This is a genomic window from Nitrospira defluvii (genome assembly GCF_905220995.1).
GTDB classification, from domain to species: Bacteria; Nitrospirota; Nitrospiria; order Nitrospirales; family Nitrospiraceae; genus Nitrospira_A; species Nitrospira_A defluvii_C.
This window is the reverse complement of record NZ_CAJNBJ010000001.1, coordinates 737,783-760,917: the sequence shown is the minus strand read 5'-3', so window position 1 is coordinate 760,917 and position 23,135 is coordinate 737,783. Positions and strand designations below refer to the sequence as shown.

The window sequence follows — 23,135 nt, the reverse complement described above, 5'->3', positions numbered from 1 at the left end:
GGAGCGGCCAGACAGGGCTATGAAAGAATATTCGCAGGAAATCCGGGCGCTGACGATGCGGTGGGTACGGCGGCTGAGCCGTGAAAAATTCAGCATGCTGTTCACCTTGGTCCAACCCATGTTGTTCTGGTTGATCTTCTTTGGCAATTTGTTCCAACGGGCCGCCGACATGCAGGTGACCCAGTCGTCGAGCTATATCAGCTTTCTTACCGCCGGCGTCGTCGTCATGACGGTACTCAATAACGGCCTGGCCGGCGGGGTCGATCTGCTCTTCGATAAAGAAAACGGGTTTCTCGAACGGCTGATGTCCACGCCCATCCACCGGACGTCAGTGATTCTCAGTCGCTTTATTTTCGTGACCACTATCACGTCATTGCAGGTCCTCGTCATTCTCGGGGTCGCTTGGTTGTTCGGCGTCCAACCGGTGACCGGCTTGGCGGGGGTGGCCACCATCTTGCTGATCGGGATGATGTTCGGGGTCGGCTTGACGGCCATCTCCATGGCGATGGCGTTTTCCGTGAAAAGCCACGGCGATTTCTTTTCTGTGCTCGGGTTTCTTTCCTTGCCCATGATTTTCTTGAGCTCGGCGCTGGTGCCGCTGGCGGCCATGCCGGGATGGATGGGTTTCTTGGCACAATTTAATCCGATGACCTGGGCCATCGATGCGGTGCGGCCCTTGATTCTCCAGGGCTGGGCTGAAGCCTTGCCCCATGTCGGCATGGTCATCGGTGTGATGGTGCTGTTCGATGCCCTATGTCTGTACGGCGGCGCGCGGGCTTTCCGACGGGCGATCGGGTAGGCGTTCGGCACCGGGGTTGCTCCATGTTCGTGAACGAAAGCCAAATCCGCGCATTGATCCGGCTCCTCGGTGACGAGGATGAACGCATCGTGAAGACGATCAGCGGCAAGCTGATCGACTATGGCGATTCTGCCGTGCCGCTCCTGCAGGAGGCTGAAATCGAACAGCCGGAGATGGCCGATCGGATCGTGACCGTTCTGGAAGAGATTCGCGGGACGAAGTTGGAGGAAGACTTTCGGGATCTGATCGCGTTTCCCGACGAGCAGGTGGATCTTGAGCGAGGCGCATTTCTGCTCGCGCGGTATGCCTATCCCTCACTGGACGTGCAGGCCTATCAGCGTCAGCTGGATCGGATGGCGCAGGATGTTCGTGAGCAGATTGGCTCGCGGGTGTCAGGTGAGGAGACGGTGAAGGCGCTCAATCGCTACCTGTTCACCGAAGCCGGATTCAAAGGAAACACCAAAAACTACTACGAGGTCGAAAACAGTTACCTGAATTGTGTGCTCGACCGCCGTACGGGCATTCCTATCAGTCTTTCAACCGTCTACTTGCTGATCGGACGACGGTTGCAACTGCCGGTCCATGGCATCGGGATGCCGGGCCACTTCCTCGTCAAGTTCGATTCAGACCGCTACAAAATCTTTATCGACTGCTTCAACGGGGGGGCGCTCCTGACCGAGAAGAATTGCGCCCGATTCTTGACCGAAGCCGGCTACGGATTTGAAGACCGGTTCCTACAGAAGAGCCCCACCAGGGCGATCCTTGCCCGCATGATTAAAAATCTGCTGGCGATTTACAGTAAGCTGGACGAGCCCCTGAAGAAGTATCGCCTCCCCCGATTCATTGAGATTCTCGGTTGCGAACAGCGTGAAGAAGGCCTGTAGCAACGCTCCCTGCCCACAAGCCCTCCGTGCCCGTCTCAACAGGGACTAACTCGTGAGACGCAGCAGGTCCTTGGCCATCCGAACCTTTCCGGAGAAGTAACTCCCGGCCTGCGCGCGCACATCGTACTGTTCTGCAATCGGATAAAAGTGAGACAAGACCAGCCGGCCGATGCCCGCTTCCTGCGCCACGCGGCCGCATTCACCCGCGTGGAGGTGGCCGGCGCCTGGTTGGTTCTCGGGAAATGAACAGTCCAGGATGGCCACATTGGCCTCGCGGCACAGCTTCACCAGACTCTCGCAGTACAGCGAGTCGCCCGAATAGGTCACGACGTGGTGCTGGTACTCGATCCTGTACCCGACGCAATGGAGTCGCGGGGCGTGTCTCACCGTGGCGGGTTGGATGCGCGTGTCACCGATACGAAAACGTCGATCGGCGACTTCCCGGATTGTCACTCGAAACGGCGCGCGATTGAAGCTGGGAAACGTGGTCATCATGGCTCGCATCAGCGTGGCCGTCCCCCGGGGACCAATGAGGGTCAGCGGCGGTCTCTTCCCACCTTGATACTTGCAATAGATGACGGCATCGAAAAAGAAGGGAATGAAATCGGCGAAATGGTCGGCGTGGAAATGAGAGAAGAGAATGTGGGTGATCTGGTGTCGATCGACGCCGCTTTTGATCAAATTGGTCAAGGTCCGGGGCCCGAAGTCCAACAGGAAGGTCTGATCCGTTTGGACGAGGTATCCGGCTGCCGCGCGCGTGGGGTGCACGTTGGTGCCGGACCCCAAGACCGTGACGCGAATCATGTGCCGGGCGCCTCCTGCAAGCTTCGCTGGAGACGGAGGAGCAGTGTGCGTAATTGATCGGCTTCGGCGGTCGTCAGCGCCCGCTGGAAGAACGGGCGAAGGAACGCGATGTGTGAGGCAAACGTGTTCTGAAACAGCCGGTCGCCTTTGGCGGTGAGGCAGATGCGAGTGCTGCGTCGATCGCCGGCCACTGGGGTGCGCCGGATCAATCCCTTAGCCTCCAAGCGGTCCAAGACGCCGGTCAGCGTGCCTTTGGTGACCAGTGTGGCCGTGGAGAGTTCCGCGCAGGTCAGGCCCTTGGTGTCCCCGAGCGTGGCAATCACGTCGAATTGGGACGGGGTCAGCCGGAGCTGGCGTATGTGGCGGCTATCCAGACGCCAAAACGCGAGATAGGTCTCAACCAGCGGACGGAGCACTTTGAGATGGGGATCGTCTTTCAAATCGGGAAGGTCCATCGGGGGCGAAGCCTAGTCATCCGGATGGGTTGCTGTCAAGGGTCGCCGAGGTGAGCTGCGTTGACGCCGCCAGGACCCGCCCCCTATCATGTCGCCTGCCATGGCTCGTCACGCACAATCCGGTCATGCGAATGTGACCACTATTTTCATTCTGCTGGGCGTTGTGGTGTCCGGGGTCTGGATATGGAAACGTCTGTCGCCGGACGTCCAGGATGTCGTTATCGATCAAGCCATTCCACTGGCGGCGGTGGTGGTGGTCGTGCTGGTCGCGATCTGGGTGTTGGTCGGCAAGCTTCGCGGGCGACGCAAACAGAAACAGGCCCGCGCCAGACTGATCACGTTGTTCGAGAGTCAGACCGCCGCCGAGAAACGTCTCAAGTTGGCCTTTGCCTTGATCGAAGTCAATGAGTATCGCCGAGAAGGACTTGAGGAGATCGCGCCGCGACTGCAAGACGTGTTTCTCACCACGCTCGCGCGCGCCTTGGGGGACAAGCAGCATCAGGTTCGCGGCATGGCGGCCAGTCACTTGGGCGTCATCGGCGATGAGAGCGTAGTCCCGCATCTGTTGGCGGCATTGGAGGACGACCATGCCTACGTGCGGTCCAGCGCGGCCTTAGGCCTCGGACGGTTGCGTGCCTCCGCCGCCAAGGAGAAATTGGCCTACGTCAGCAAGGAAGATTGGGACCAAACGGTGCGGAGTCGGGCTCGTGAGGCCTTGGAGCGTATTCGCTGACCGGTCGTGATTGGTCCGCGCGTGGAAACACTGCGATTCAGGCGGCCCACTCCAGCAAGACGATTTCAGGCGAGCAGTTCAATCGCATCGGGATCACCGACCAGCCAAGGCCTCGATTCACGTACAGGCGATGGCTCTGCTTCTCGTACATGCCGTTGGTCCGTCCATGGCAGCCAGGCGGCAGCCAGAATGTCGGGACATAGGGAATCCGCCATTGGCCGGCGTGACTGTGTCCGCAGAGCGTGAGGTCGGCGTGGTGCGCCGGGGTGAGTTGGTCGAGAATATTGGGCGCGTGCGCGAGGATCAGGGTGAACCGTCCCGGCCGCGAGGACGGAATGCACCGGAGATCGGCACGATGGAGCGACGGGTCATCGAGGCCGACGATCGCCAACTCACCGCCATCCATCGGAATAAACGTCACTTGGTTGAGCAGCAATGTCACCTTGCGGCGATCGAAGTGGTCGGCAAATTCATCCACGCCGATCCCGCTGTAGTGGTCATGGTTGCCGAGGGTGACGAAGACCGGCGCGGCCCTGCGGAGGTCGGTCAAAAACTGAAGCAGATGCGGCAATCCGTCGCGTACGTTCACGAGATCGCCGGTGATGAAGATCCAGTCGGGCTTCAGTTCGGCCACGGTGCGGACCAAGGCGCGATGTCGAGGGCGATATCGATCCAGGTGCAGGTCGCTCAGATGGACGGCGCGCCGTCCGGCCAGCGGAGAATGGGTCAGGTGGAGGCGGGTCAGTTCCGGCTTGGCGAGGCCGATCTCCAGACCGGGCGCGAGATTGAAGAGATGATGAAAGGGGCGGCTCAGCCAGTGGCCGATCCAGACGCGTGCCAACTCTTGCCCCCGCATCACGGACGCGATCATTCCATCACTCGGTTCAGGTGCGCCTTGTCAGCGGTGGTGACACGATACCCTTGGTCGTAGAGTTTGCCCATGCCGGTCATGAGCGCTTCCATTCCACGGGTTTCGTGCAATGAATCGAACTGTGAGGTGAGTGAACGCAGATGGGCATCCGTTCCCAGCGAGGGCTCGGCGGCCAGATTCAGTGCCACGAGGATATCATGCAATTCGCGCGCACTGTAGAGGGAATTATCGTCGCCGTCGCCCACCAGAGCGAACTCGTAGAACGTGAGACTAAGGGAGAGAAAGGCTTGCGTGCGTTGGAAATCGGCACGGACGGCATCGATACCGCCAGGATATTTCGTGCGGCACTCATCGGCATCGTCGCCTGAAGACTCGGCGACGGCACGAGGCACGCGCCCGTTCCATGCGATGTTCTGGACGGCAGGCGGGGCCGGTTTTCGACGCTGCTGGTTATAGAACCAGGTCATACATTGGCTGGCCACCGCAAACGCTTCTTTGTCGGTATCGGCCTGGCGTTTGATGTGTTGCGTCAATTGGGCGAAGACATCTACGCCGTTCAGCCTGGTTGCTGCGAGGGTCGATGGCGTCATGCCGGCTGCGACGGCGCAGCAGAGGATTGAGACGGCAACGCAGCGTTGGAGAAATCTGCTTCGCGGGACGCTGACGCAGATGCGAAGAGTGCCTGCCGAGGACAACATGCCATGAGTATAACACGGGTGGTTTCGTCTCCCACTCAAATGACGTCAATCGTGCTCGGCCTGAATTGATAAGGAGTTCCATGCCGATTTCTTCCTGGCTCGATCATACCCTGCCCTATCTCACCAAGTCGGTTCCCGCGTTGGGTGGCCGCATTCGCAGTACGCCGGAGGATTTTTGCGTGGAGGAACGGCCGCTCTATCTTCCCTGCGGGCAAGGGGAGCACCTGTATATCCGTATCAAGAAACGAGGCCTGTCTACCCCCGACCTGTTGTCTCGACTCTCCTCACACCTCCACGTCAAGGCTCAATCCATCGGTGTCGCCGGATTGAAAGACGCGCAGGCCGTGACGACGCAGATGCTGTCGTTGCAAGGGGTGACCGCTGAGACAGTGGCGGCGGTGCCGACCGATGATCGGCTGCTTACCCTGGAGGTCTTGGGCCGACATCGCAACCGGTTACGCAAAGGGCATCATGCGGGCAATCATTTCAGGCTGGTGGTGCGGGATGTGCGAGAAGGCAGTGAGGCTCTGTTGCAGCAGCTCTTCGATGAGCTGCTGCGGCGCGGGGTGCCCAACTACTTCGGTCCTCAACGACAAGGGCGCTTGGGCACGAACTTTCAGTTGGGTGCCGAGCTGTTGCAGGATCCGGCGCGTCGCAACAAGATGCCACGATCCAAGCGAATCTGGTTCATGAACAGCTATCAGTCGTATGTATTTAATCAAATTGCCGCCAAGCGGATCGAGAGTATCGACCGGGTGTGGTTGGGCGATTGGGCGATGAAAACCGACAACGGCGCCTGCTTTCCCGTGGAACAGCCGGAAGTCGAGCAGCCACGTGCCGATCGCTTCGAGATCAGCCCCACGGGGCCTCTGTTCGGGTCCCGCGCCCCCTGGGCGACGGGAGTGCCGGGTGAGATTGAACGGGCTGTGATCGCGGACCTGGGAACCACGCCCGAGCTCCTGTCGAAAGCCGGGGCGGAGTGCGGGTTCCGCGGCGAACGGCGGGCCTTGCGCGTGCGCCTCAACGATCTGGTGTGGTCGTTGGACGGCTCCGTGCTCACCCTCTCGTTCTGGCTCCCTCCGGGGTCCTACGCTACCAGCGTCCTGCGGGAGGTGGTGAAGCAAGAAGTCTAGGTTTGATGGGTCATTCCTTCCTGCAGATGGTAGAATCTACAGTGTACGCACCTGAATCCCCTGCGCATTCATTTCTGGGCGTTATGACTCGAAGAGGTCGACCGTGACCCCATCTCAAGAAACCGTATTCCTGCAGGGCCACATCATCGATTCTCTGATTTTGGCCAAGGTCTTGGATACGATCGTGATGATGGGCGGGACGTTTGATCTGCAGGACGTGAAGATCGGCGCGACCAGAGAGGCGTCGTCGCAGGCTCGGATTCTGATCCGCGCCCCTTCCAGCCGCGTCCTTGCGGACATTCTGCGGGCCATTCAACCACACGGCGCCGCGTTGGAGCGTGAAGCCGATTGCCGGTTCGAATCCGCTCCTGCCGCGGGCATCCTCCCGGACGAGTTTTATGCCACGACCCATCTGCCGACTCAGATCCGTCTGGATGGCGAATGGGTGGACGTTGAGGGCATAGAAATGGACCTCGCGATTTATGTCGATCCGGCCAAGGCGCATGCCAGGACTCTCCCGATGGGAGCCGTGCAGGCCGGTGATTTGATCGTCACCGGTAGGGAAGGGATCAGGGTCACCCCGCTGGCCCGTCCGGCCGAGCGCGATGTGTTCGGCTTCATGGAGTCCGTGGTGTCGTCGGAACGTCCGCATCAGCCTGTCATTGCGGATATCGCGCAACGCATGCAGACGCTGCGCGAGCGATACCGGCAGGGGGATCCGGCGGCGAAGGTGCTCTGTGCCGGAGGGCCGGCCATCGTCCATGCCGGTGGGCGTGAAGCACTGACCTGGTTGGTGGAGGCCGGATATATTCATGTCTTGTTCTGTGGAAATGCGTTGGCCGCGCACGATATGGAAGCCGCGCTCTACGGAACGTCCCTGGGGTATGGGTTGACGGCGGGTCGATCGGTGCCGCATGGACACGAGCATCACCTTCGAACGATCAATCGGATTCGTGCTATCGGCAGTATCGAGCAGGCGGTGCGGTCCGGTGTGGTGACAGGGGGCATCATGGCCGCCTGTGTGCGGCGCAATGTGAAAATGGTGTTGGCCGGCACGATTCGCGATGACGGACCGCTGCCCGGCGTAGTGACAGACTCCATGCAGGCCCAGCAGGCGATGCGTGAGGAAGTTCAGGGAGTCGGGCTCGCGCTCCTGGTAGCCTCCACGCTGCATGCTATCGCGACCGGCAATCTGCTGCCGGCCACGGTGCCGACCGTCTGTGTCGATGTGAATCCGTCTGTCCCGACGAAATTGGCCGACCGGGGCAGTTTCCAGGCCGTCGGCCTCGTGATGGACGCCGCGTCTTTTCTCAAGGAGTTGGCTCGGACCTTGGGGTGGCGCCCATGAGCCGGCTTCTGGTGTGCCCTCCCGAATATTTTCAGATCGACTACGAGATCAATCCCTGGATGCGGCGGACGAACGCCGTGGTTGCTTCGCGCGCGTTCAGCCAATGGCAGGGGTTGATGCGGGTGCTGGAGCAGGACGTCGGCGCAGGGATTGAACGCATGCCGCCGGTCGAAGGTCTACCGGATTTGGTGTTCACGGCGAATGCGGGCGTGGTGGTCGGACGCCGCGCATTGGTCAGCCGGTTCCGGTATCCGGAGCGGCAGCGCGAGGAAGTGTATTTTGAACAATGGTTCCGTGGACAGGGCTACGAAGTTCTGACGCTGGAGAAGACCCACTACTTCGAAGGGGCGGGCGACCTGTTGGGATTTCCCGATACCTGGTTCGGCGGGTATCGCCAGCGAACAGACATCCGATCGTTCCCCACCTTAAGCGAACTCTTTCAGCGTGAAATCATCCCGCTGGAACTCATCGACGGCCGCTTCTATCACCTCGATACCTGCTTCTGTCCGCTCAGCGGCGGAGAGTTGCTCTATTTTCCGGCCGCCTTCGATTCCTATGGCCTGGCCGCCATCTCGGAGCGGATTCCAGCGGAGCGCCGGATTGCCGTGCCCGAGGAGGAAGCGATTCGATTTGCCTGCAATGCCGTGTGTGTCGGCAAGCACGTCGTCATCCCTGCCGGCTGTCCCCGTACGATGCAGAGCCTTCAGGACCGTGGCTATCGCACGTATGCCGTGGAGTTGGACGAATTCATGAAGTCGGGTGGAGCCGCCAAGTGTCTGACCCTCGCGCTCGACTGAATCAGCCGCTCAGGGTCTCGTGCGAAACAGAAACGACAGGTACAAGCCTGCGATGGCCGTCGTGGTGAGCTCGATCGTGAGCAGCATCCGGCTCACGATGGCATCCGGTTGCGGTGGGGACAGAATAAAGTGAAAGCCGAGGAAGGCTGCCGGCTGCGACGGAGGGGTTTCCCATGGTGGCATCAGTATCGAGACGAGCAGCACCACGATCATGCCATAGAGGATATTGAGGTTAAGTTGTTCTTTGGCGGTGGGGTTGGACGTCGGCGGTGTCGCCGCCCGTTCCGTCTCGGATGACACCCCTGCTCCGCAGTGCGTGCAGTAGCGATTGATTTCAGGCAGGGCGCGTCCGCAGGCTGGGCAAGGTTTCATGATGATCGTTCCCGTTGGCCTGTGCAGCGTACCCTGTGTGTGAGTGGAATTCCAGTAGAGACGCGCGCCTTCCGTTTGATCGGTCGCGGCCGTGCGGCCCGTTCGTTGACACCCTTCCGGACCCCTTCCTATAATCCGCCTTCATGACACGATCAGCGATTCAGCGAGTGGCCGTGGTCGGCGCCGGGGCATGGGGAACCGCATTGGCCCGGCATCTGGCAGAAAAACAGATTACCGTGAGTCTCTGGGCTCACGAGCCGGAGGTGGTGCACAGCATTGCCCAACGGCGCGAGAATGCACTCTATCTCCCTGGCGTGCGGCTTCCCGTGACCTTAACCGCAACCAACGTCTTGTCAGAGGCGCTGATCGGCACCGACTGCGTGCTCTTTGCCGTCCCCTCGCATGTGGCCAGGCCCGTCCTGGGCCGGGTCGGACCGTTGTTGCCGGAGGCCGTTCCCTTCGTCAGCGCCACCAAGGGCATTGAGGAGACCACGCTCGATCTGATGACGCAAGTGATGCAGGAGGCGTTGCCGGCGCATATGCGAAACTCGCTGATGGTCCTGTCGGGACCGAGTTTCGCGAGTGAAGTGAGTCAGGGAAAACCGACCGCGCTCTGTTTGGCCGGTCAGGACAGCGACCGGGTGAAATCCATGCAGGCGCTGTTCATGACACCGAGTTTCCGAGTCTATGCCGACAATGATGTCATCGGGGTACAATTGGGCGGGGCGTTGAAAAACGTCATGGCCTTGGCCGCCGGTGTCGTGGATGGGCTTGAACTCGGGCATAACGCTCGCGCCGCCTTGATTACCCGCGGACTGGCCGAAATGATCAGGCTTGGGGTGGCCATGGGGGCTGATCCACGGACATTTTACGGGCTCTCCGGTGTTGGGGATCTGATTCTGACCTGCACGGGGGCGTTGAGCCGCAATCACTCGGTGGGGGTACGCTTGGGACAGGGTGAGCGCTTGGACGAAATTCTTGCGAGTATGCAGGCGGTTGCCGAGGGGGTACGTACCGCCAAGGCTGCCTTGGGCTTGGCTCAGCGGTGCGGGGTGGATATGCCGATTGTGCAGGAGGTCAACGCCGTGCTCTTCGCCGGCAAGTCCTGTCGTCAGGCGGTCGGGGATCTCATGGAGCGCGAGGCCAAGGGGGAGAAGGCACCGTTATGAATCAAGACCAGTTGCGAGCGTTGCTCACGAACGTGCAGCAAGGCACCCTGGCGGTGCCGGAGGCGCTCAAGCAGATGCGCACGCTGCCGTATGAAAACCTGGGGTTTGCGTCGCTGGACCATCATCGGACCCTTCGCCAGGGCTTCCCGGAGGTGATCTTTTGCGAGGGGAAGACGGTGGCGCAGGTCCTCGCCATTGCCAAGACCCTGTTGCGGAAAAACAATGCCTTGCTCGCGACGCGGGTTGAGCCGCTTGTCGCGAGGGCCCTCGTACGACTCAGCAAGCGGGCCACCTATCACGAAGCGGCACGAGTGGTGGCGATTCCACCGCCTAAGCTGTTGCGTCGGGGCTCTGTGCTTATTGTCACTGCGGGGACGGCCGATATTCCCGTCGCCGAAGAGGCGCGCGTGACGTCCGATATCATGGGGAGCAACACCGACACGTTGTACGATGTGGGGGTGGCGGGCTTGCATCGGTTACTCGGCCAGCAAGAACGGTTACACGATGCGCGGGTGCTGGTGGTGGTGGCCGGAATGGATGGTGTGTTGCCGAGCGTGGTCGGCGGATTAGTCCGGCAGCCTGTGATTGCGGTGCCCACGAGTCGTGGGTATGGCGCACATTTCGGCGGCTTGGCGGCGTTGTTGACGATGTTGAACTCTTGCGCGGCCGGGGTCGGGGTGATGAATATCGACAACGGTTTTGGCGCCGGGTGTCTGGCTCACCGCATCAACATGGTGGGGGAGACGGATGGTGATCAGCCTTAATTCTTGACCAGAATCTTGCCGCGCTTGGGCCATGAGAGCATTTGCGTGCGCTGGCCCTTCTCTCCGTTACTCAACAGCTTGACCCGCACTTCATACTCATAGGATCCGACCGGCACTTGCTGTTTGTTGTGATCCAGGCCGTCCCAGGCGAGATCGACTTGTACATGTCGTTGCGGCGTCTCTCCGTTGGCGCTCGGAATCGTTTGCACGTGCTCGTTGACCGGCTGCCGGATCGAGAGAAAGCGTAACGAGGTCATGGAAGACGACGTGACGAGTGCAGAGACCTCCAGCATGAGTTGCTCATCGACCTCTTTCGGCAACTGCACCGTCGCCATGAAATGGAAGGAGCCATCCTGCGGCTTGTACGGCAGCGGCGCTGTGTGAAGAGAGAGAATTTTGAGGTCCGGTTCGGGGCGGGGCACGCTGCTTTTGCTTTTGGTTTTGGCGCTCGCGTCGGGGGGCTGAGCTCCCGGCAAGACGACACTGCCGATGAGCAGCAAGAGGGCGGCTGTGACGACATGCGACACGCGCCGGGCGATGGAGGTGGGGGCGAGTCTTGGATCGGTCATGGGCTTCGGTGTCGTAGACGATGGTCGGCGGAGCCTGTCTCTTGATTGGGGATAACACAGCATCGGTGGGCTGTCAATGAACGAGCGGAATGATTGCTGTCTGGGTGCGGGTCCGGTAAGATGCCGCTCGCTTGCGCGGCATCAGGAATCATAGGAGTGCGGTGGCGACACATCTTCATTTCGACTGTTTCTCCGGCATCAGCGGCGATATGACGTTAGGCGCGCTGGTCGATGCGGGATTACCCTTCACCGATCTCGTGCGCGGGCTGGCGTCCTTGCGCATCGAGGGGTATCGGCTGTCACGTAAGCGCGTGGAGCGCGGGGCGATCACGGCGACCAAGGTCGATGTGCGCATCGAAAGGGGATTTCAGGCCCCGTTGACGCTGGCTCAGATTGCCAGGATTCTCCGGCGAAGCGGCCTGCCGCCTGTCGTGAAAGAACGCAGTCAGGCGGTATTCGATGTGCTGGCCACTGCCGAAGGCAAGGCACACGGTGTCGAGCCTTCGCAGGTACATTTTCACGAAGTGGGCGTGATCGATTCGTTTGTCGATGTCGTCGGCGGAGTGCTGGGGCTGCATCTCCTGGATGTGCAGCGTGTCACGGCGTCTGCGATCAATGTGGGATCCGGAACGTTGATGTCGGCTCATGGCGCATTGCCGGTGCCCGGTCCCGCCGTGGCGGCGCTTGCGGTGGGACTCCCGATTTATGCGAAGGGCCCGGAACGTGAGTTGGCGACGCCGACGGGGATCGCGTTGGTACGGACACTCGCGACCGACTTCGGGTGTCTTCCCTCCATGCAGGTCCGGCGCGTGGGCTACGGAGCGGGAACCGCCGATCCGGCGCAATGGGCCAATGTGCTGCGGGTCTTCATCGGCGATGAACCGGCGTCGAGCGCGGCGGTGGAAACGATCGTGGAACTCCAGACCAATATCGACGACCTCAATCCGCAAGTGTATGAGACGGTCTTCGAACGGCTGTTCGCCGCCGGAGCTGTGGACGCGACGTTGGCGCCGGTCACGATGAAAAAGGGTCGGCCGGGAACCGTTCTGTCCGTACTCGCACCGCGAGAACGAGTCGAGGCGGTGTTGGCGGTGTTGTTCTCCGATACCACCGCGCTTGGTGTTCGCACGCATGAAGTGCAACGGCGCGTGTTGCCGCGGCGCTTTACGTCGGTGCAGGTTCGGGGGCGCGAGGTGCGGATCAAAGTGGCAGATCATGAGCCGGGACGGAGCAAGGCGGCTCCTGAGTATGAAGACTGCAAACGCATTGCCGAACAGAGCGGGAATCCGGTAAAGGACATTCTGGAAGAAGCCATGGTGGCGTTCCGGCGCACGCAGGGCAGAAAGAAGCGGACGACGTGACGGACATGAGTCGATGTAGCCCCCTCGAGACGTCCTCCCCGGAGACGAGATCCTCGCGAGGGCGCCTGTGACGATCCTGTTTTATGTAGGCATGTTTGTGGCCTCGGTCGTCATCACGCTGGCCGGGTGCCATCTGTTCACGAACGGCATTGAATGGCTCGGCAAGCGACTGAACATTTCCGAAGGCGCGGTCGGCAGTGTCTTTGCGGCGGTGGGGACCACGCTCCCGGAGACCTCGATCCCGATCATCGCGATTTTTTTCGGAGCGAGTCGAGAGCAGATGGAAGTCGGCCTCGGCGCGATTCTCGGGGCGCCGTTCATGTTGAGCACCTTGGTGCTCCCTATTCTGGCAGTTCTGTTGCTGCTCTATGCGAAGGTAGGGAAGCGGACGGCGACGTTCAAGCTGAATTACCGCGAGGTGCGCGTCGACATCACCTTCTTTCTGATCAGTTACGTGCTGGCGTTGACCTGCGCCGTGGTTCCCTCGCGACTGTTTCATGCTGCGGTCGCCCTGTTGCTGCTGGGGACGTACGTCTATTACATGAAACTGAAATTCTCCGAGGAAGACGAAGAGTCCGAAGAGGGGGGGGGAGAGCTTGAACCGTTGCTGTTCGCCCGCCGGTCGCCCAAGCCGTCCTATGTGCTGATCGGGGCGCAAGGCATTGTCGGCCTGCTCGGATTGGTCGGTGGCGCGCACCTGTTCGTCACCGCGGCGAATTCCATTTCCGCCGAGATGCAGGTGTCGCCGCTGATCCTCGCACTGTTGATTGCCCCATTGGCCACGGAGTTGCCCGAGATGTCCAATAGTTTTCTATGGCTCTATCGGAAAAAGGATCGGCTGGCAGTCGGCAATGTGACCGGCGCGATGGTGTTTCAGGGCACCATCCCTGTATCCGTCGGATTGTTCGGTACGGCCTGGACGTTGGGACCCACGGCGCTGGCGACGATGGTCCTTGCGGTCATCGCTATGGGGCTGACGCTCCTGCAGACAGTCTGGTCCGGGCATTGGCGCCCCTGGTTGCTGAGTGGCAGCGCGCTGCTGTACCTTGGCTACACCCTCTTTCTGTATACCCATGGCTCGTAAACTCACGACAGGATCTTCGCGCCCGGTGTTGGGTCTCACGATGGGGGATCCGGCCGGGATCGGTCCGGAAGTCATCGCCAAGGCGTTGGCCGATAAAGCGCTGGCCAGGCTCTGCCGCCCGGTCGTGATCGGGTCACGCCCGGTGATGGAACGAACGATCAAATGGTTGGACCTTCCCTTGCACGTCGTGACGTTTGATCCAAGCGGCAAGGCCGCGCTCAAGCCTGGTCAGGTGGCCGTGGCCGATCCATTGGACACACCCCTGCCCAAGTTCCGAATGGGCGTGGCGGCGGCAGTGACCGGCGCGGCCTCTATCGCGTTCATCAAGGAAGCCGTCGCGTTGGCGCAGGCAGGGAGCGTGGGCGGGATCGTCACGGCGCCCATCAACAAAGAAGCGATGAACATGGCCGGCTTTCATTACCCGGGGCACACGGAACTGTTGGCGGATCTGACCAAGACTAAAGAGTTCGGGATGATGATCGTGGGCGGGCCATTGAAAATTATGTTCACCACGACCCATGTGGCGATCAATGCGCTCTCCCCGCTGCTAACGACGGAACGGATCGGCAAGGCTATCCGCCTCGCCCATCTCGGATTGACGAAGTACTTTGGGATCGCACGCCCGAGAATCGGCGTGGCCGCGTTGAATCCTCATGCGGGTGAACATGGGCTGTTCGGCAACGAAGAATCGACCAGCATCGCGCCGGCCGTCAAACTGGCAAGGGCAGCCGGCATCAAGGCCAGCGATCCCTTGCCCGCCGACACGCTATTTGGCAAAGCAGCGCGCGGCGACTACGATGGCGTGGTCGCGATGTACCATGATCAGGGGTTGATCCCCCTGAAACTTGTCGCATTCGGCACCTGCGTCAATTTGACGGTGGGCCTCCCGATCATCCGCACGTCGGTGGACCATGGCACGGCCTACGACATTGCCGGCAAAGGGGTGGCCGAGCACGGCAGCTTGCTGGAAGCCGTGAAGGTCGCAGCCCGCTTGGCTCAATCCTGGTCCCCGGTGACCCACTCATCCCGATAGGGAAAAGGAGTACGCGATCATGTCAGAGACAAGACTCTCCGCAGCGACCATGATCGATCAGCAGGTGAAGGAATTGGACGCGATTGCAAAGCGGACCGTCCAGGACTTCAATACCACCTTGGGCACAGAGCGAATGGGGCAGTGGAAAATTCGGACCGTCGCTCTGCTTCAGCAACATGCCGGACAGAACGCGGCTGATGAGCTGGCGCGAAAAACTCCCGGCATGTCCTTCACCAACGATTTGATCGAAGAGTTTACCGACGAGGTAGACAGTTATCGCTCCTACCTCGTGGCACTCGCCACTCGCATTCGGGCCGCGGCCCCGCCGACCGCCGGCTAGCTGACAGGGCGAGGTTATGGCTCCCTCACTTCCTCCAGCCCTGAAACGGCTCGGGCAGAACTTCCTCATCGATCCGAACATTGTCCGCAAGATCGTGTCCCTGGCGGCGCTTCGCCCGGAGGATACGGTGTTGGAAATTGGACCGGGACGGGGCGCGTTAACGGCGGGGTTGTGCGCGGAGGCCGGGCGGGTGATCGCCGTCGAAATCGACCCGCAATTGCAGCCTCATCTGCAGGAGACGCTAGGCCACTGTCGCAACCTCGACCTTCGGATCGGGGACGCCCTCGCCTTTCCCTTCGGGACCTTGCCGCCGCACACGGTGGTGGTGGCGAACCTTCCGTATTATGTCTCGACCCCGATTCTCTTTGCGCTGCTCGACGCCCGCGCCCGTCTCGATCGTCTGGTGCTCATGCTGCAAACGGAGGTAGCCTTGCGATTGGCTGCCAAACCGGACAGTGAGGACTATGGAGTGCTCTCTGTGCTCGCGCAAGAAGCGGCGGAGGTGGAACTGGCCTTCCGCGTGTCGCCGAATTGTTTTCGCCCCCGGCCGACCGTCGGCTCCGCAGTGGTGCGTCTCACTATCAAGGCCCGGGATGAAGTCGATCCGGTCCGGTATGAGCGATTCCGGCGTCTGGTACGGGCCGCGTTTGCTCACCGGCGAAAGACGTTGGTCAATTCGTTGCGTGACGAGGGATATCCATCGGAGCGGATTTCCTCGGCGCTTCAGGCGGTCGGAGTCCCCTTGCAGGCTCGCGCGGAGACGCTGACGCTCGATCACTACCGCGCCCTCGCTGCTGCGTTCGACGATGGCGAGTCGGCGTGATCGAGATGGTGTCTACGCGGCATGGGCAGCAGCCGACCGGTCTGCGCAACATTGCCCGTTTGTTTGAAAAGGCATTTTCCCTGTGCTACGATCCGCCGCATGGGTGTATCCACCACGGCAAAGCGCGGTGACGCCCGCTCAGCCCCTTCCCGTCCCTCTCATGTGAAGCGCGAAGTGATCGGGGTTCTCCTGATCGCCGCCGGTCTCTTGATCCTGCTCAGTCTGGTGTCGTTTGTTCCCGGCGACGCCAAGTCGATGGCGGCATCCGGAGCAGCCGGCACTCAGCCTAAGAACATGATCGGGTCGGTCGGTGCGCTGTCGGCGGCGGCCTGTTTCTTTTTGGTCGGCGGTGCCGCCTATCTCTTTCCGATTCTCCTTGGCCTGCTCGGTGCCCGCTGTTTCACGCCGATTCCGCTCACCGTGCGACTCAGACATGCCGGAAGCGGTCTGGTCGCCATGGTGTTCTTGAGCGGGTTGCTGCATTTAGAAGTCACGGCCGTTCCGACGATTTCAAGTGGATGGGTCAATCGCGGCCTGGCCGGCGGGATCGTCGGGCAGGTGCTGGCCGACGGCATCCGCGGCTATTTTGCTACCACCGGTGCGCATATTGTGATCCTCACCGGGTTGATGGTAGCCCTGCTGTTTACCGTGCCCCTGTCGCTGACGTTGTTGCTGCAGCGACTCCCGGATTGGTGGACAGCGGCTCGCGAACGAATGGCTGGGTTGATCCCGGATTGGCCGGTGAAGCAAGAATCGCCGACGAGTCAACCGAAGCGGGCCCGTGTGAAGGTCGCCCGTCCGCCACGCGAGATGGGGGAACCGGAACTGGACCGCGAGGTGCAAGTGGTCGCTGAGGCCGTTGAGCAGATTGCGGCTCCCGTGATCCCGCCGAAGATTCAGCCTCCGATGAAGGTGGAAAAGCGTGCGACGACCTCAGATGAGTCCGCCCCGGCTGTGGCGACAAGCCCATCCGTATCCGACGGCTACGTGCTGCCGGACCCGCAAGAATTGCTCAGTGATCCCTCAGGTCCCATCGCTCGTCTTAGCGACGACGAACTGAAGTTGCAGTCTGAAATCCTGACCAAGGCTTTGAAAAGTTTCGCGATCGAGGGCCGCGTCACAGAAGTGCGCCCCGGGCCGGTCGTGACCATGTATGAATTTGAGCCGGCGCCCGGCACCAAGGTTGCGCGCATCGTGAACCTGGCCGATGACCTGGCGCTCGCGCTCAAAGCCATCAGCCTGCGCATCGTGGCCCCCTTGCCGGGAAAATCCGTCGTGGGGATTGAAGTGCCGAACCCGCATCGGGAGATGGTCTCCATGAAGGAGGTCGTCACCAGCGACGCCTTTTCACGCTCACGCTCGAAATTGAGTCTGGCGCTCGGGAAGGACATTTTCGGCGGTGCGGTCTGTGCCGATTTGAAAACCATGCCGCATCTGCTCGTGGCCGGTGCCACCGGGGCCGGCAAGAGCGTGGGCCTCAACACCATGCTGCTCAGCATTCTGTTCAGCGCGCGGCCGGACGAAGTGAAATTGCTCCTCATCGATCCCAAGATGCTGGAGTTCCAGAGTTACGATGGAATTCCGCACCTCCTACGCCCCGTCATCACCGATCCCAAGTCGGCGGCGCGAGGGCTGGGATGGGTCGTGCAGGAAATGGAGCGGCGATACAAACTGCTGGCCGAGGCCGGGGTACGCAGTATCGACGCGTACAATCGGCGGATTTCCGAGGTGCAGGGTGCCGTGTCCGATGTCTGGCAATCGGGCAAACCCGAACAGGTCGAATTGACGTTTCTGTCCGAAGAAGAACGGCTCTCGAAGGGTGAAGATGCGGAACCGGCCGGCGACAATGGGCCCAGGGATTCGGTCAAGGCGAGCCCGCCGGAACCGTTGCCGTACATTATGGTGATGATCGACGAGTTGGCCGATCTGATGATGGTGGCGCCCAAAGACGTGGAGGATAAAATCGCTCGTCTTGCTCAGATGGCCCGCGCTTCAGGAATCCATCTGGTGCTGGCGACGCAGCGGCCGTCGGTCGATGTTTTGACCGGATTGATCAAGGCCAACTTTCCTGCCAGGATCGCGTTTCAAGTATCTTCGAAAACCGATTCGAGGACGATTCTCGATGCCAACGGCGCGGAGGCGCTGCTCGGTCGCGGCGACATGCTGTACCTCGCCTCGGGGACTGGCAAGTTGATGCGCATCCACGGGTCTTTTGTGTCGGATGACGACGTGCGCCGCGTGGTGGAATTCGTCAAGAAACAGGCCTTGCCGTCCTACTGCCGGGAGCTGCAGTCCCTCAAGGTAGAGGAGGCTGAGGAGGAACAGGCGAAGGACGAGGTGTACGAACAGGCGAAGGATCTGGTGCTCTCGACGGGCCAGGCCTCCGCTTCGTTGATCCAGCGCCGCTTGCGCGTCGGGTATCCGCGGGCGGCACGCATGATCGAGCAAATGGAGGCGGACGGCGTGGTCGGCGCGGCCGGTCGTGATGGACGCCGTGAAGTGCTGGGACGTCGCGGCCCAGTTGGTGGAGATGAGGAATGATGCGGATATGGTTCATCCTGGCATGTATGCTTGTGACCGGAATGCCGGCTCTTGCGCAACCGGTGAAGCCCGATGAGCCGGCGATCGATCTCCAGGCTCTGCAGGAAGTGCAGGAGGTGGTGAAGAAGATTCAGGCGCGGTATGAAAAAACCAAGGATCTCCAGGCCTCGTTCACCCAGAAGACCCGCATCGAGGGATTTGCGACGCCCGTGATCTCCACCGGTCACTTTTACATCAAGAAGCCCGGCCGGCTGCGGTGGGACTATATCGAACCGGCCACGGAAGAAATCTATGTCAATAAAGACGACGTCAAGATGTACGTGCCTGAGCACAAGCAGGTGCTGGTCGGCAAGCTGACCTACATGGCGGCCTCCCAGGCGCCGCTGCAATTGTTGCAGGGCGTAGCCAAGTTGGATGAGGAGTTTGATATCGAACCGGTGGCGACCAAGGAGCGAGGGGCCGGGGGCATTCCGCTGGTGTCGCTGACACCGAAGCAAGGGCGAGCCGAGCCGGAGCGGGCGATTCAGAAAATCGTGATCGAGGTACAGCCGAAAACGTACTTCCTCAAGACCATCGCACTGCACGAGGTCAGCGGCAATGTCGCCACGTTTGAGTTTTCCGAATTGAAGCCGAACAGCGGTCTAAAAGACGAGCTATTTGATTTCAAGGCTCCCGCCGATGTAGAAATCGTGAGGGCGCCGGTGCTGAGCCGACCCTAGCAGGATGGTGAAAACGGCCGCCAGCATCGTTCTCGCAGCGCCGAGATCCTCAACGTACCGCAAGGGTACGCCTCGGTCCTCTGCTCGCTGCGGCCTCGCTGGACGGCCGTTTTGACCATCCTGCGAGCGCACGAGGAGTTCTTTGGGAGCCCAAGGAACAAACAACGCGCATGGATGGCCGGAAAGCCATGAATCAAGACGTGACGAGGGGAGTATGACGCAAGCCTGTGTAAGCGGAGTGACCGAAGCGGTGGATCGGGCTATCGCTGCCCTGGATCTCGACCGATTGGAGCGGGATTATTGGGAGCAGAACGAGTTTCTGTACATCCCTCAATTCTTACCGCGTGAGTTTGTCGAGGCCGAGTTGACGTCACAGGCGCAGGCCCTCAAATCCGGGCTGAACCGGAACTACATCCCCGGACATAAGAAGGGCGGCAGCGTGAGCTATTATACGGTGAGAGAGCAGGCGCCGCAGTTCATGGACCTGTATCGCTCCGATGCCTTTCGGGCCATGCTCAACCGGTTGACCAGGGTCAACCTCCTGCTGTGTCCCGATAACGATCCGCATTCCTGCGCGTTGTATTACTACACGGAAGCCGGCGATCACATCGGGTATCATTACGACACCTCTTACTACAAAGGTGCGCGCTACACCATTCTGATGGGATTGCTCGATCACTCGCAGCAATGTCGCCTCGTCTGCGACCTGTTCAAGGACGTGTCGGGTAAGGAGCCGGTCCACATGGAACTGGCCACGGCTCCCGGCGACCTGGTGATATTCAACGGCGACAAACTCTGGCATGCCGTGACCCCGCTTGGTGAGCAGGAAGAGCGCATTGTGTTGACCATGGAATATGTCACGAATCCCGACATGGGACCGTTAAAGCGACTCTATTCCAATCTGAAAGATTCCTTCGCCTACTTCGGCCTCCGTTCGGTGTTCAAGCGCGCCTATTCTTCCGCTTCCCGGCCATAAGCCTAACGAGCATCTCTCTCGTCTCCTTCCCTTTCTCCATGCGCCCTGCGTGCCACTGGCTGGCTGGTCTGCGCGTGTGCCATGGAGAGGCAGGGGGGCGCGACGGACTGCGGTGGCGCGGACGCCTCTTACGCGGATAGTGACGGGAATCGCAATCGGAAGGTTGTCCCTTTCCCCTCAAGGCTGTCGACCGCGATGGTCCCCGCGTGCCGTGTCACGATTTTGTGGACGATACTGAGGCCCAGCCCTGTTCCCTTCCCCGGCGGCTTGGTGGTGAAAAACGGATCGAAAATCTTCGCCCGCACGGCGGCGGGGATCCCTGGACCGGTGTCGGCGATGGTCACGTCGATCCACGTCCCATCCTGGGCCGTCCCTAGCGTCAAACGGCCTGTGCCGTTCATGGCCTGGACTGCATTGTTGATCAGATTGATGAATACCTGATCGATTTCCCCTTTGTGGGCGCGCAGGAACGCGGGTGTATCAAATTGAGTGACGATGTCGACGTAACCGAAATAGGGCCCCCGTCGAGCCATCTTGACCGCTTCCAGCAGACGTTCCGCAACGTCGACTTCGGTCGCACTCTCCGTACCCGTTGAGCGGGCGTATCCCGCAAAATCCCGAACGACGTGGGATACGTGGCGGGCGTAGCCGACGATGTCGGCCGCAAATTCCTTGATCGTTCCCGGGTCCTCTGCTTCCTGGATCAACTCGGCCATGCTGAGGATTGCCTGCGCCGGGTTGTTAATTTCATGGGCCATGCCGGACACCATGGTCCCTAGACTGGTCAGCTTCTCGGACTGAATCAGCTGATCTTGTAGATGTTTGTCATCGGTGATATCCCACAACACCATGCCGATCTGGTAGGGAGCGGACACCGAAGGGGCGACCGGGAAGAATCGGTATCGATAGAGTCGCTGGGCGACTTCGCATTCACGTTCGGGAGGTTCGCGAAGCGATTCCGTTGAAAGGGTGGCCCATTCCTGCACCAGATGCTGGGTGGCGGCGTTCGTCAGGGCGAGGCATTCGGCAAGAGAATGGCCGACCAGGGATTCACCCGTACGGGAAAAATAGCGATGTGCCAAGGTATTGGCATACTGAACCTGCAAGTCGCGTCCGCACAGTAGGATGGCACCGGGCAGACTGGCCAGCAGATTCTGAGTCATCTGATGGGTGGCTCGGAGGGCCGATCCGGCCTGTGCCCGGTCGATGAATTGCCCGATCTTCATCCCGGTATCGGTGAGGATCTGGATCAGCTGGTGATCGGAGGTGCGAGGCACACCGGCAAACAATTCTAAGACCCCGTGGATATTCGTGCCGGTTCGAATAGGAATGATGCAGGCGCTGCGGACGCCGAGCCGTGAGGCGGTCGGGGTTCGCGTGAAGCGGGCGTCGATCAGGACATCGGGGATCCAGAGCGGAAGTTTCGCACTCCAGGTGAGTCCGGGAAAGTCCATGCCCGGAGGGAATGCACTGTTTTGGCAGAGGGTCATGAAATCGTCCCACCGAGTGGAGGGGCGCTGCCACGTCCCGTGACAGGTAAGTCTGTCGCCGGACGTGTCCCGCTTCCAGAAGATCGCCAGATCCCAAGGCCCCATCTCGCCGGTCACGCGGAGTAACTGCGGGATGGCTTCTTCAAGAGTCCCGACAGCTGCCAGAATGTGGCTGATGGACAGTTGCGCCTGTTGCAGGCTTTCCAGTTGCTTCCGTGTCGTGATGTCCTGAAAGACGACCACGGCGCCGACAGGGCGGCCCTCTTCACGGATGGGACTGGTGACGTATTGGACCGGGAACCTTGAGCCGTCTTTTCTCCTGAAGGTATCATTCTCCATGCGGTGTACGGCGCCGTCGCGGATGGCGGCCTGAAGGGAAAAATGGTCCTGAGGGCGCGTGCAGACCTCTTCTGCGTCCCTAGAGACCAAGGGAGCCAAGGTTTTCCCGATGAGTTCGGCGGCGCTCCATCCCAGCATCCGTGCAGCGGTGGTATTCACAAAGGTTGCGCATCCTTCCAGATCTAGACCGAAGATGCCTTCTCCGGCGCTATCGAGAATCAGCGCGTTCTGATGGCTGAGTCGGACAACGGCCTCTTCGGCCTGCTTTCGCCTGCGAATGTTGCGGATGATGCCGCTGAAAAAGACGCCCTCATGCGTGCTCCATGATGCCAGGGACAATTCGATCGGGAATTCATCTCCTGCCTTCGTCATTCCCACCATTTCAATGGTCTTCCCGATGAGAGCGGGCGATCCTCCTTGCGCAAGCCTGGTGATACCGCTCTGGTGCCCGGCGCGAAATCGCTCCGGCATCACCAGAGTGAGAGGGGCTCCGAGCGCCTCCTGCTTGCTGTATCCGAACATCCGTTCCGCCGCGCCGTTCCACCACATGATGCGGCCCTCATGGTCGGCCAGCACGATGGCATCCGTCGCCGATTCGACCAACGCGCGAAATCGTTCTTCGCTGGCATGGAGCGCCTGTTCGACATGGGCAGCCCGTACGGCCAGGCCTTTGACCGAGAGCGCGCGTTGAAGGACGGCTTTGAGTTCCAGGGAGTTGTATGGTTTGGTCAGATAGGCAAATGCGCCTTTGGCGAGTGAACCGATGGTATTGTCCGCCGTGGCATCGCCGGTCAGGATAATGACGGGGAGGGAGGCATCCAACTCCGTCAGGACCTTCAGGACGGAGAGTCCGTGGAGATCGGGCAATTGAATATCCAGAATCGCGGCGTCGAACCGCATCTGCTGAGCCCGCTGCAGCGCGTCTTCTCCGGACACGGCGCTCTCAACGAGGTAGCCTTCGTGACGCAGCATGTCCCCCAGAGATTCGCGGATGTCCGGATCATCATCGACAATGAGAATAGCGGTGTCCACG

The 23,135-nt window shown here is 60.6% G+C and carries 23 protein-coding genes; 16 read left to right on the top strand and 7 right to left on the bottom strand.

Annotated elements, in window-relative coordinates; translation table 11 throughout:
* Positions 1-19 precede the first annotated feature (19 nt).
* Both KJA79_RS03520 and KJA79_RS03515 read left to right on the top strand, forming a co-directional pair.
* The gene (locus tag KJA79_RS03520; RefSeq protein ID WP_213040617.1) at positions 20-799 is read left to right on the top strand and encodes an ABC transporter permease; all 780 of its coding nucleotides are present in this window, start codon (positions 20-22) and stop codon (positions 797-799) included.
* A gap of 23 nt (positions 800-822) precedes the next feature.
* Complete coding sequence (locus KJA79_RS03515; RefSeq protein ID WP_213040616.1) at positions 823-1,683, top strand: SirB1 family protein; 861 nt, start codon at positions 823-825, stop codon at positions 1,681-1,683.
* A gap of 45 nt (positions 1,684-1,728) precedes the next feature.
* On the opposite strand, the gene KJA79_RS03510 is transcribed toward KJA79_RS03515, so the two are convergent.
* Together KJA79_RS03510 and KJA79_RS03505 are read right to left on the bottom strand one after the other, a co-directional pair.
* Entirely contained in the window at positions 1,729-2,487 is a 759-nt protein-coding gene (locus KJA79_RS03510) for an MBL fold metallo-hydrolase (protein WP_213040615.1), read from the bottom strand.
* Positions 2,484-2,942 (bottom strand): MarR family winged helix-turn-helix transcriptional regulator, encoded by a 459-nt coding sequence (locus KJA79_RS03505; protein ID WP_213040614.1) that lies wholly within the window; start codon positions 2,940-2,942, stop codon positions 2,484-2,486. The genes KJA79_RS03510 and KJA79_RS03505 overlap by 4 nt, the downstream gene beginning before the upstream one ends.
* Before the next feature lie 100 nt (positions 2,943-3,042).
* Between KJA79_RS03505 and KJA79_RS03500 the strand changes: the two genes are divergently transcribed.
* Positions 3,043-3,675 (top strand): HEAT repeat domain-containing protein, encoded by a 633-nt coding sequence (locus KJA79_RS03500; RefSeq protein ID WP_213040613.1) that lies wholly within the window; start codon positions 3,043-3,045, stop codon positions 3,673-3,675.
* Positions 3,676-3,712: 37 nt separating this feature from the next.
* Here the strand turns inward: KJA79_RS03500 and KJA79_RS03495 are convergent, their stop codons facing one another.
* Together KJA79_RS03495 and KJA79_RS03490 are read right to left on the bottom strand one after the other, a co-directional pair.
* Entirely contained in the window at positions 3,713-4,546 is an 834-nt protein-coding gene (locus tag KJA79_RS03495; RefSeq protein ID WP_213040612.1) for a metallophosphoesterase, read from the bottom strand.
* Complete coding sequence (locus KJA79_RS03490; protein ID WP_213040611.1) at positions 4,543-5,136, bottom strand: hypothetical protein; 594 nt, start codon at positions 5,134-5,136, stop codon at positions 4,543-4,545. The genes KJA79_RS03495 and KJA79_RS03490 overlap by 4 nt, the downstream gene beginning before the upstream one ends.
* 188 nt (positions 5,137-5,324) lie before the next feature.
* Between KJA79_RS03490 and truD the strand changes: the two genes are divergently transcribed.
* The 3 genes from truD (at position 5,325) to KJA79_RS03475 (ending at position 8,522) form a co-directional block, all read left to right on the top strand.
* A complete protein-coding gene (gene truD / locus KJA79_RS03485) occupies positions 5,325-6,377 on the top strand; it encodes a tRNA pseudouridine(13) synthase TruD (RefSeq protein ID WP_213040610.1) in 1,053 nt (350 codons plus the stop codon).
* Positions 6,378-6,480: 103 nt separating this feature from the next.
* Positions 6,481-7,725 carry an ornithine cyclodeaminase, nickel-pincer nucleotide-dependent gene (locus KJA79_RS03480; RefSeq protein ID WP_213040609.1) on the top strand — a complete coding sequence of 415 codons (1,245 nt, stop codon included), beginning with the start codon at positions 6,481-6,483 and terminating at the stop codon, positions 7,723-7,725.
* Positions 7,722-8,522 carry a dimethylarginine dimethylaminohydrolase family protein gene (locus KJA79_RS03475; protein WP_213040608.1) on the top strand — a complete coding sequence of 267 codons (801 nt, stop codon included), beginning with the start codon at positions 7,722-7,724 and terminating at the stop codon, positions 8,520-8,522. The genes KJA79_RS03480 and KJA79_RS03475 overlap by 4 nt, the downstream gene beginning before the upstream one ends.
* Positions 8,523-8,531: 9 nt before the next feature.
* Here KJA79_RS03475 and KJA79_RS03470 read toward each other — a convergent pair whose 3' ends face one another.
* Complete coding sequence (locus KJA79_RS03470) at positions 8,532-8,894, bottom strand: zinc ribbon domain-containing protein (RefSeq protein ID WP_213040607.1); 363 nt, start codon at positions 8,892-8,894, stop codon at positions 8,532-8,534.
* Positions 8,895-9,037: 143 nt separating this feature from the next.
* Here KJA79_RS03470 and KJA79_RS03465 point away from each other — a divergent pair, with 143 nt between their 5' ends.
* The gene (locus KJA79_RS03465) at positions 9,038-10,063 is read left to right on the top strand and encodes an NAD(P)H-dependent glycerol-3-phosphate dehydrogenase (RefSeq protein WP_213040606.1); all 1,026 of its coding nucleotides are present in this window, start codon (positions 9,038-9,040) and stop codon (positions 10,061-10,063) included.
* Complete coding sequence (larB, locus tag KJA79_RS03460; RefSeq protein ID WP_213040605.1) at positions 10,060-10,827, top strand: nickel pincer cofactor biosynthesis protein LarB; 768 nt, start codon at positions 10,060-10,062, stop codon at positions 10,825-10,827. Before KJA79_RS03465 ends, larB begins: the two co-directional genes overlap by 4 nt.
* Here larB and KJA79_RS03455 read toward each other — a convergent pair.
* On the bottom strand, positions 10,824-11,396 hold the full coding sequence (locus tag KJA79_RS03455; RefSeq protein ID WP_213040604.1) for a hypothetical protein: 573 nt from the start codon (positions 11,394-11,396) through the stop codon (positions 10,824-10,826). The two genes, larB and KJA79_RS03455, sit on opposite strands and share 4 nt — an antisense overlap.
* A gap of 161 nt (positions 11,397-11,557) precedes the next feature.
* On the opposite strand from KJA79_RS03455, the gene larC reads away from it, so the two are divergent.
* From larC to KJA79_RS03415, 8 genes are all read left to right on the top strand, one after another.
* Positions 11,558-12,757 (top strand): nickel pincer cofactor biosynthesis protein LarC, encoded by a 1,200-nt coding sequence (larC, locus tag KJA79_RS03450; protein WP_213040603.1) that lies wholly within the window; start codon positions 11,558-11,560, stop codon positions 12,755-12,757.
* A gap of 67 nt (positions 12,758-12,824) precedes the next feature.
* Entirely contained in the window at positions 12,825-13,841 is a 1,017-nt protein-coding gene (locus KJA79_RS03445) for a sodium:calcium antiporter (protein ID WP_213040602.1), read from the top strand.
* Entirely contained in the window at positions 13,831-14,874 is a 1,044-nt protein-coding gene (pdxA, locus tag KJA79_RS03440; RefSeq protein ID WP_213040601.1) for a 4-hydroxythreonine-4-phosphate dehydrogenase PdxA, read from the top strand. Before KJA79_RS03445 ends, pdxA begins: the two co-directional genes overlap by 11 nt.
* 19 nt (positions 14,875-14,893) lie before the next feature.
* Positions 14,894-15,214 (top strand): hypothetical protein, encoded by a 321-nt coding sequence (locus tag KJA79_RS03435; protein WP_213040600.1) that lies wholly within the window; start codon positions 14,894-14,896, stop codon positions 15,212-15,214.
* Positions 15,215-15,230: 16 nt separating this feature from the next.
* Entirely contained in the window at positions 15,231-16,037 is an 807-nt protein-coding gene (gene rsmA, locus KJA79_RS03430) for a 16S rRNA (adenine(1518)-N(6)/adenine(1519)-N(6))-dimethyltransferase RsmA (RefSeq protein ID WP_213040599.1), read from the top strand.
* 99 nt (positions 16,038-16,136) lie between these two features.
* The gene (locus KJA79_RS03425; protein WP_213040598.1) at positions 16,137-18,578 is read left to right on the top strand and encodes a DNA translocase FtsK; all 2,442 of its coding nucleotides are present in this window, start codon (positions 16,137-16,139) and stop codon (positions 18,576-18,578) included.
* A 26-nt stretch (positions 18,579-18,604) separates the two neighbouring features.
* A complete protein-coding gene (locus tag KJA79_RS03420; protein WP_213040597.1) occupies positions 18,605-19,297 on the top strand; it encodes a LolA family protein in 693 nt (230 codons plus the stop codon).
* Positions 19,298-19,511: 214 nt separating this feature from the next.
* Positions 19,512-20,273, top strand: coding sequence for a 2OG-Fe(II) oxygenase (locus KJA79_RS03415; RefSeq protein WP_213040596.1), 762 nt, complete (start codon positions 19,512-19,514; stop codon positions 20,271-20,273).
* 128 nt (positions 20,274-20,401) lie between these two features.
* On the opposite strand, the gene KJA79_RS03410 is transcribed toward KJA79_RS03415, so the two are convergent.
* Positions 20,402-23,134, bottom strand: a complete 2,733-nt coding sequence (locus KJA79_RS03410) for a PAS domain S-box protein (protein ID WP_213040595.1) — start codon at positions 23,132-23,134, stop codon at positions 20,402-20,404.
* Between the last annotated feature and the right edge of the window lies 1 nt (position 23,135).

Coding starts and splice junctions, on each gene's coding strand:
- KJA79_RS03465 (WP_213040606.1), top strand. CDS start 9,038: ATGACACGATCAGCGATTCAGCGAGTGGCCGTGGTCGGCGCCGGGGCA.
- KJA79_RS03490 (WP_213040611.1), bottom strand. CDS start 5,136: ATGACGCCATCGACCCTCGCAGCAACCAGGCTGAACGGCGTAGATGTC.
- KJA79_RS03470 (WP_213040607.1), bottom strand. CDS start 8,894: ATGAAACCTTGCCCAGCCTGCGGACGCGCCCTGCCTGAAATCAATCGC.
- rsmA (WP_213040599.1), top strand. CDS start 15,231: ATGGCTCCCTCACTTCCTCCAGCCCTGAAACGGCTCGGGCAGAACTTC.
- pdxA (WP_213040601.1), top strand. CDS start 13,831: ATGGCTCGTAAACTCACGACAGGATCTTCGCGCCCGGTGTTGGGTCTC.
- KJA79_RS03425 (WP_213040598.1), top strand. CDS start 16,137: ATGGGTGTATCCACCACGGCAAAGCGCGGTGACGCCCGCTCAGCCCCT.
- KJA79_RS03500 (WP_213040613.1), top strand. CDS start 3,043: ATGGCTCGTCACGCACAATCCGGTCATGCGAATGTGACCACTATTTTC.
- larB (WP_213040605.1), top strand. CDS start 10,060: ATGAATCAAGACCAGTTGCGAGCGTTGCTCACGAACGTGCAGCAAGGC.
- KJA79_RS03505 (WP_213040614.1), bottom strand. CDS start 2,942: ATGGACCTTCCCGATTTGAAAGACGATCCCCATCTCAAAGTGCTCCGT.
- KJA79_RS03475 (WP_213040608.1), top strand. CDS start 7,722: ATGAGCCGGCTTCTGGTGTGCCCTCCCGAATATTTTCAGATCGACTAC.
- KJA79_RS03415 (WP_213040596.1), top strand. CDS start 19,512: ATGACGCAAGCCTGTGTAAGCGGAGTGACCGAAGCGGTGGATCGGGCT.
- KJA79_RS03420 (WP_213040597.1), top strand. CDS start 18,605: ATGCTTGTGACCGGAATGCCGGCTCTTGCGCAACCGGTGAAGCCCGAT.
- KJA79_RS03510 (WP_213040615.1), bottom strand. CDS start 2,487: ATGATTCGCGTCACGGTCTTGGGGTCCGGCACCAACGTGCACCCCACG.
- KJA79_RS03495 (WP_213040612.1), bottom strand. CDS start 4,546: ATGATCGCGTCCGTGATGCGGGGGCAAGAGTTGGCACGCGTCTGGATC.
- KJA79_RS03435 (WP_213040600.1), top strand. CDS start 14,894: ATGTCAGAGACAAGACTCTCCGCAGCGACCATGATCGATCAGCAGGTG.
- KJA79_RS03520 (WP_213040617.1), top strand. CDS start 20: ATGAAAGAATATTCGCAGGAAATCCGGGCGCTGACGATGCGGTGGGTA.
- KJA79_RS03515 (WP_213040616.1), top strand. CDS start 823: ATGTTCGTGAACGAAAGCCAAATCCGCGCATTGATCCGGCTCCTCGGT.
- KJA79_RS03455 (WP_213040604.1), bottom strand. CDS start 11,396: ATGACCGATCCAAGACTCGCCCCCACCTCCATCGCCCGGCGCGTGTCG.
- truD (WP_213040610.1), top strand. CDS start 5,325: ATGCCGATTTCTTCCTGGCTCGATCATACCCTGCCCTATCTCACCAAG.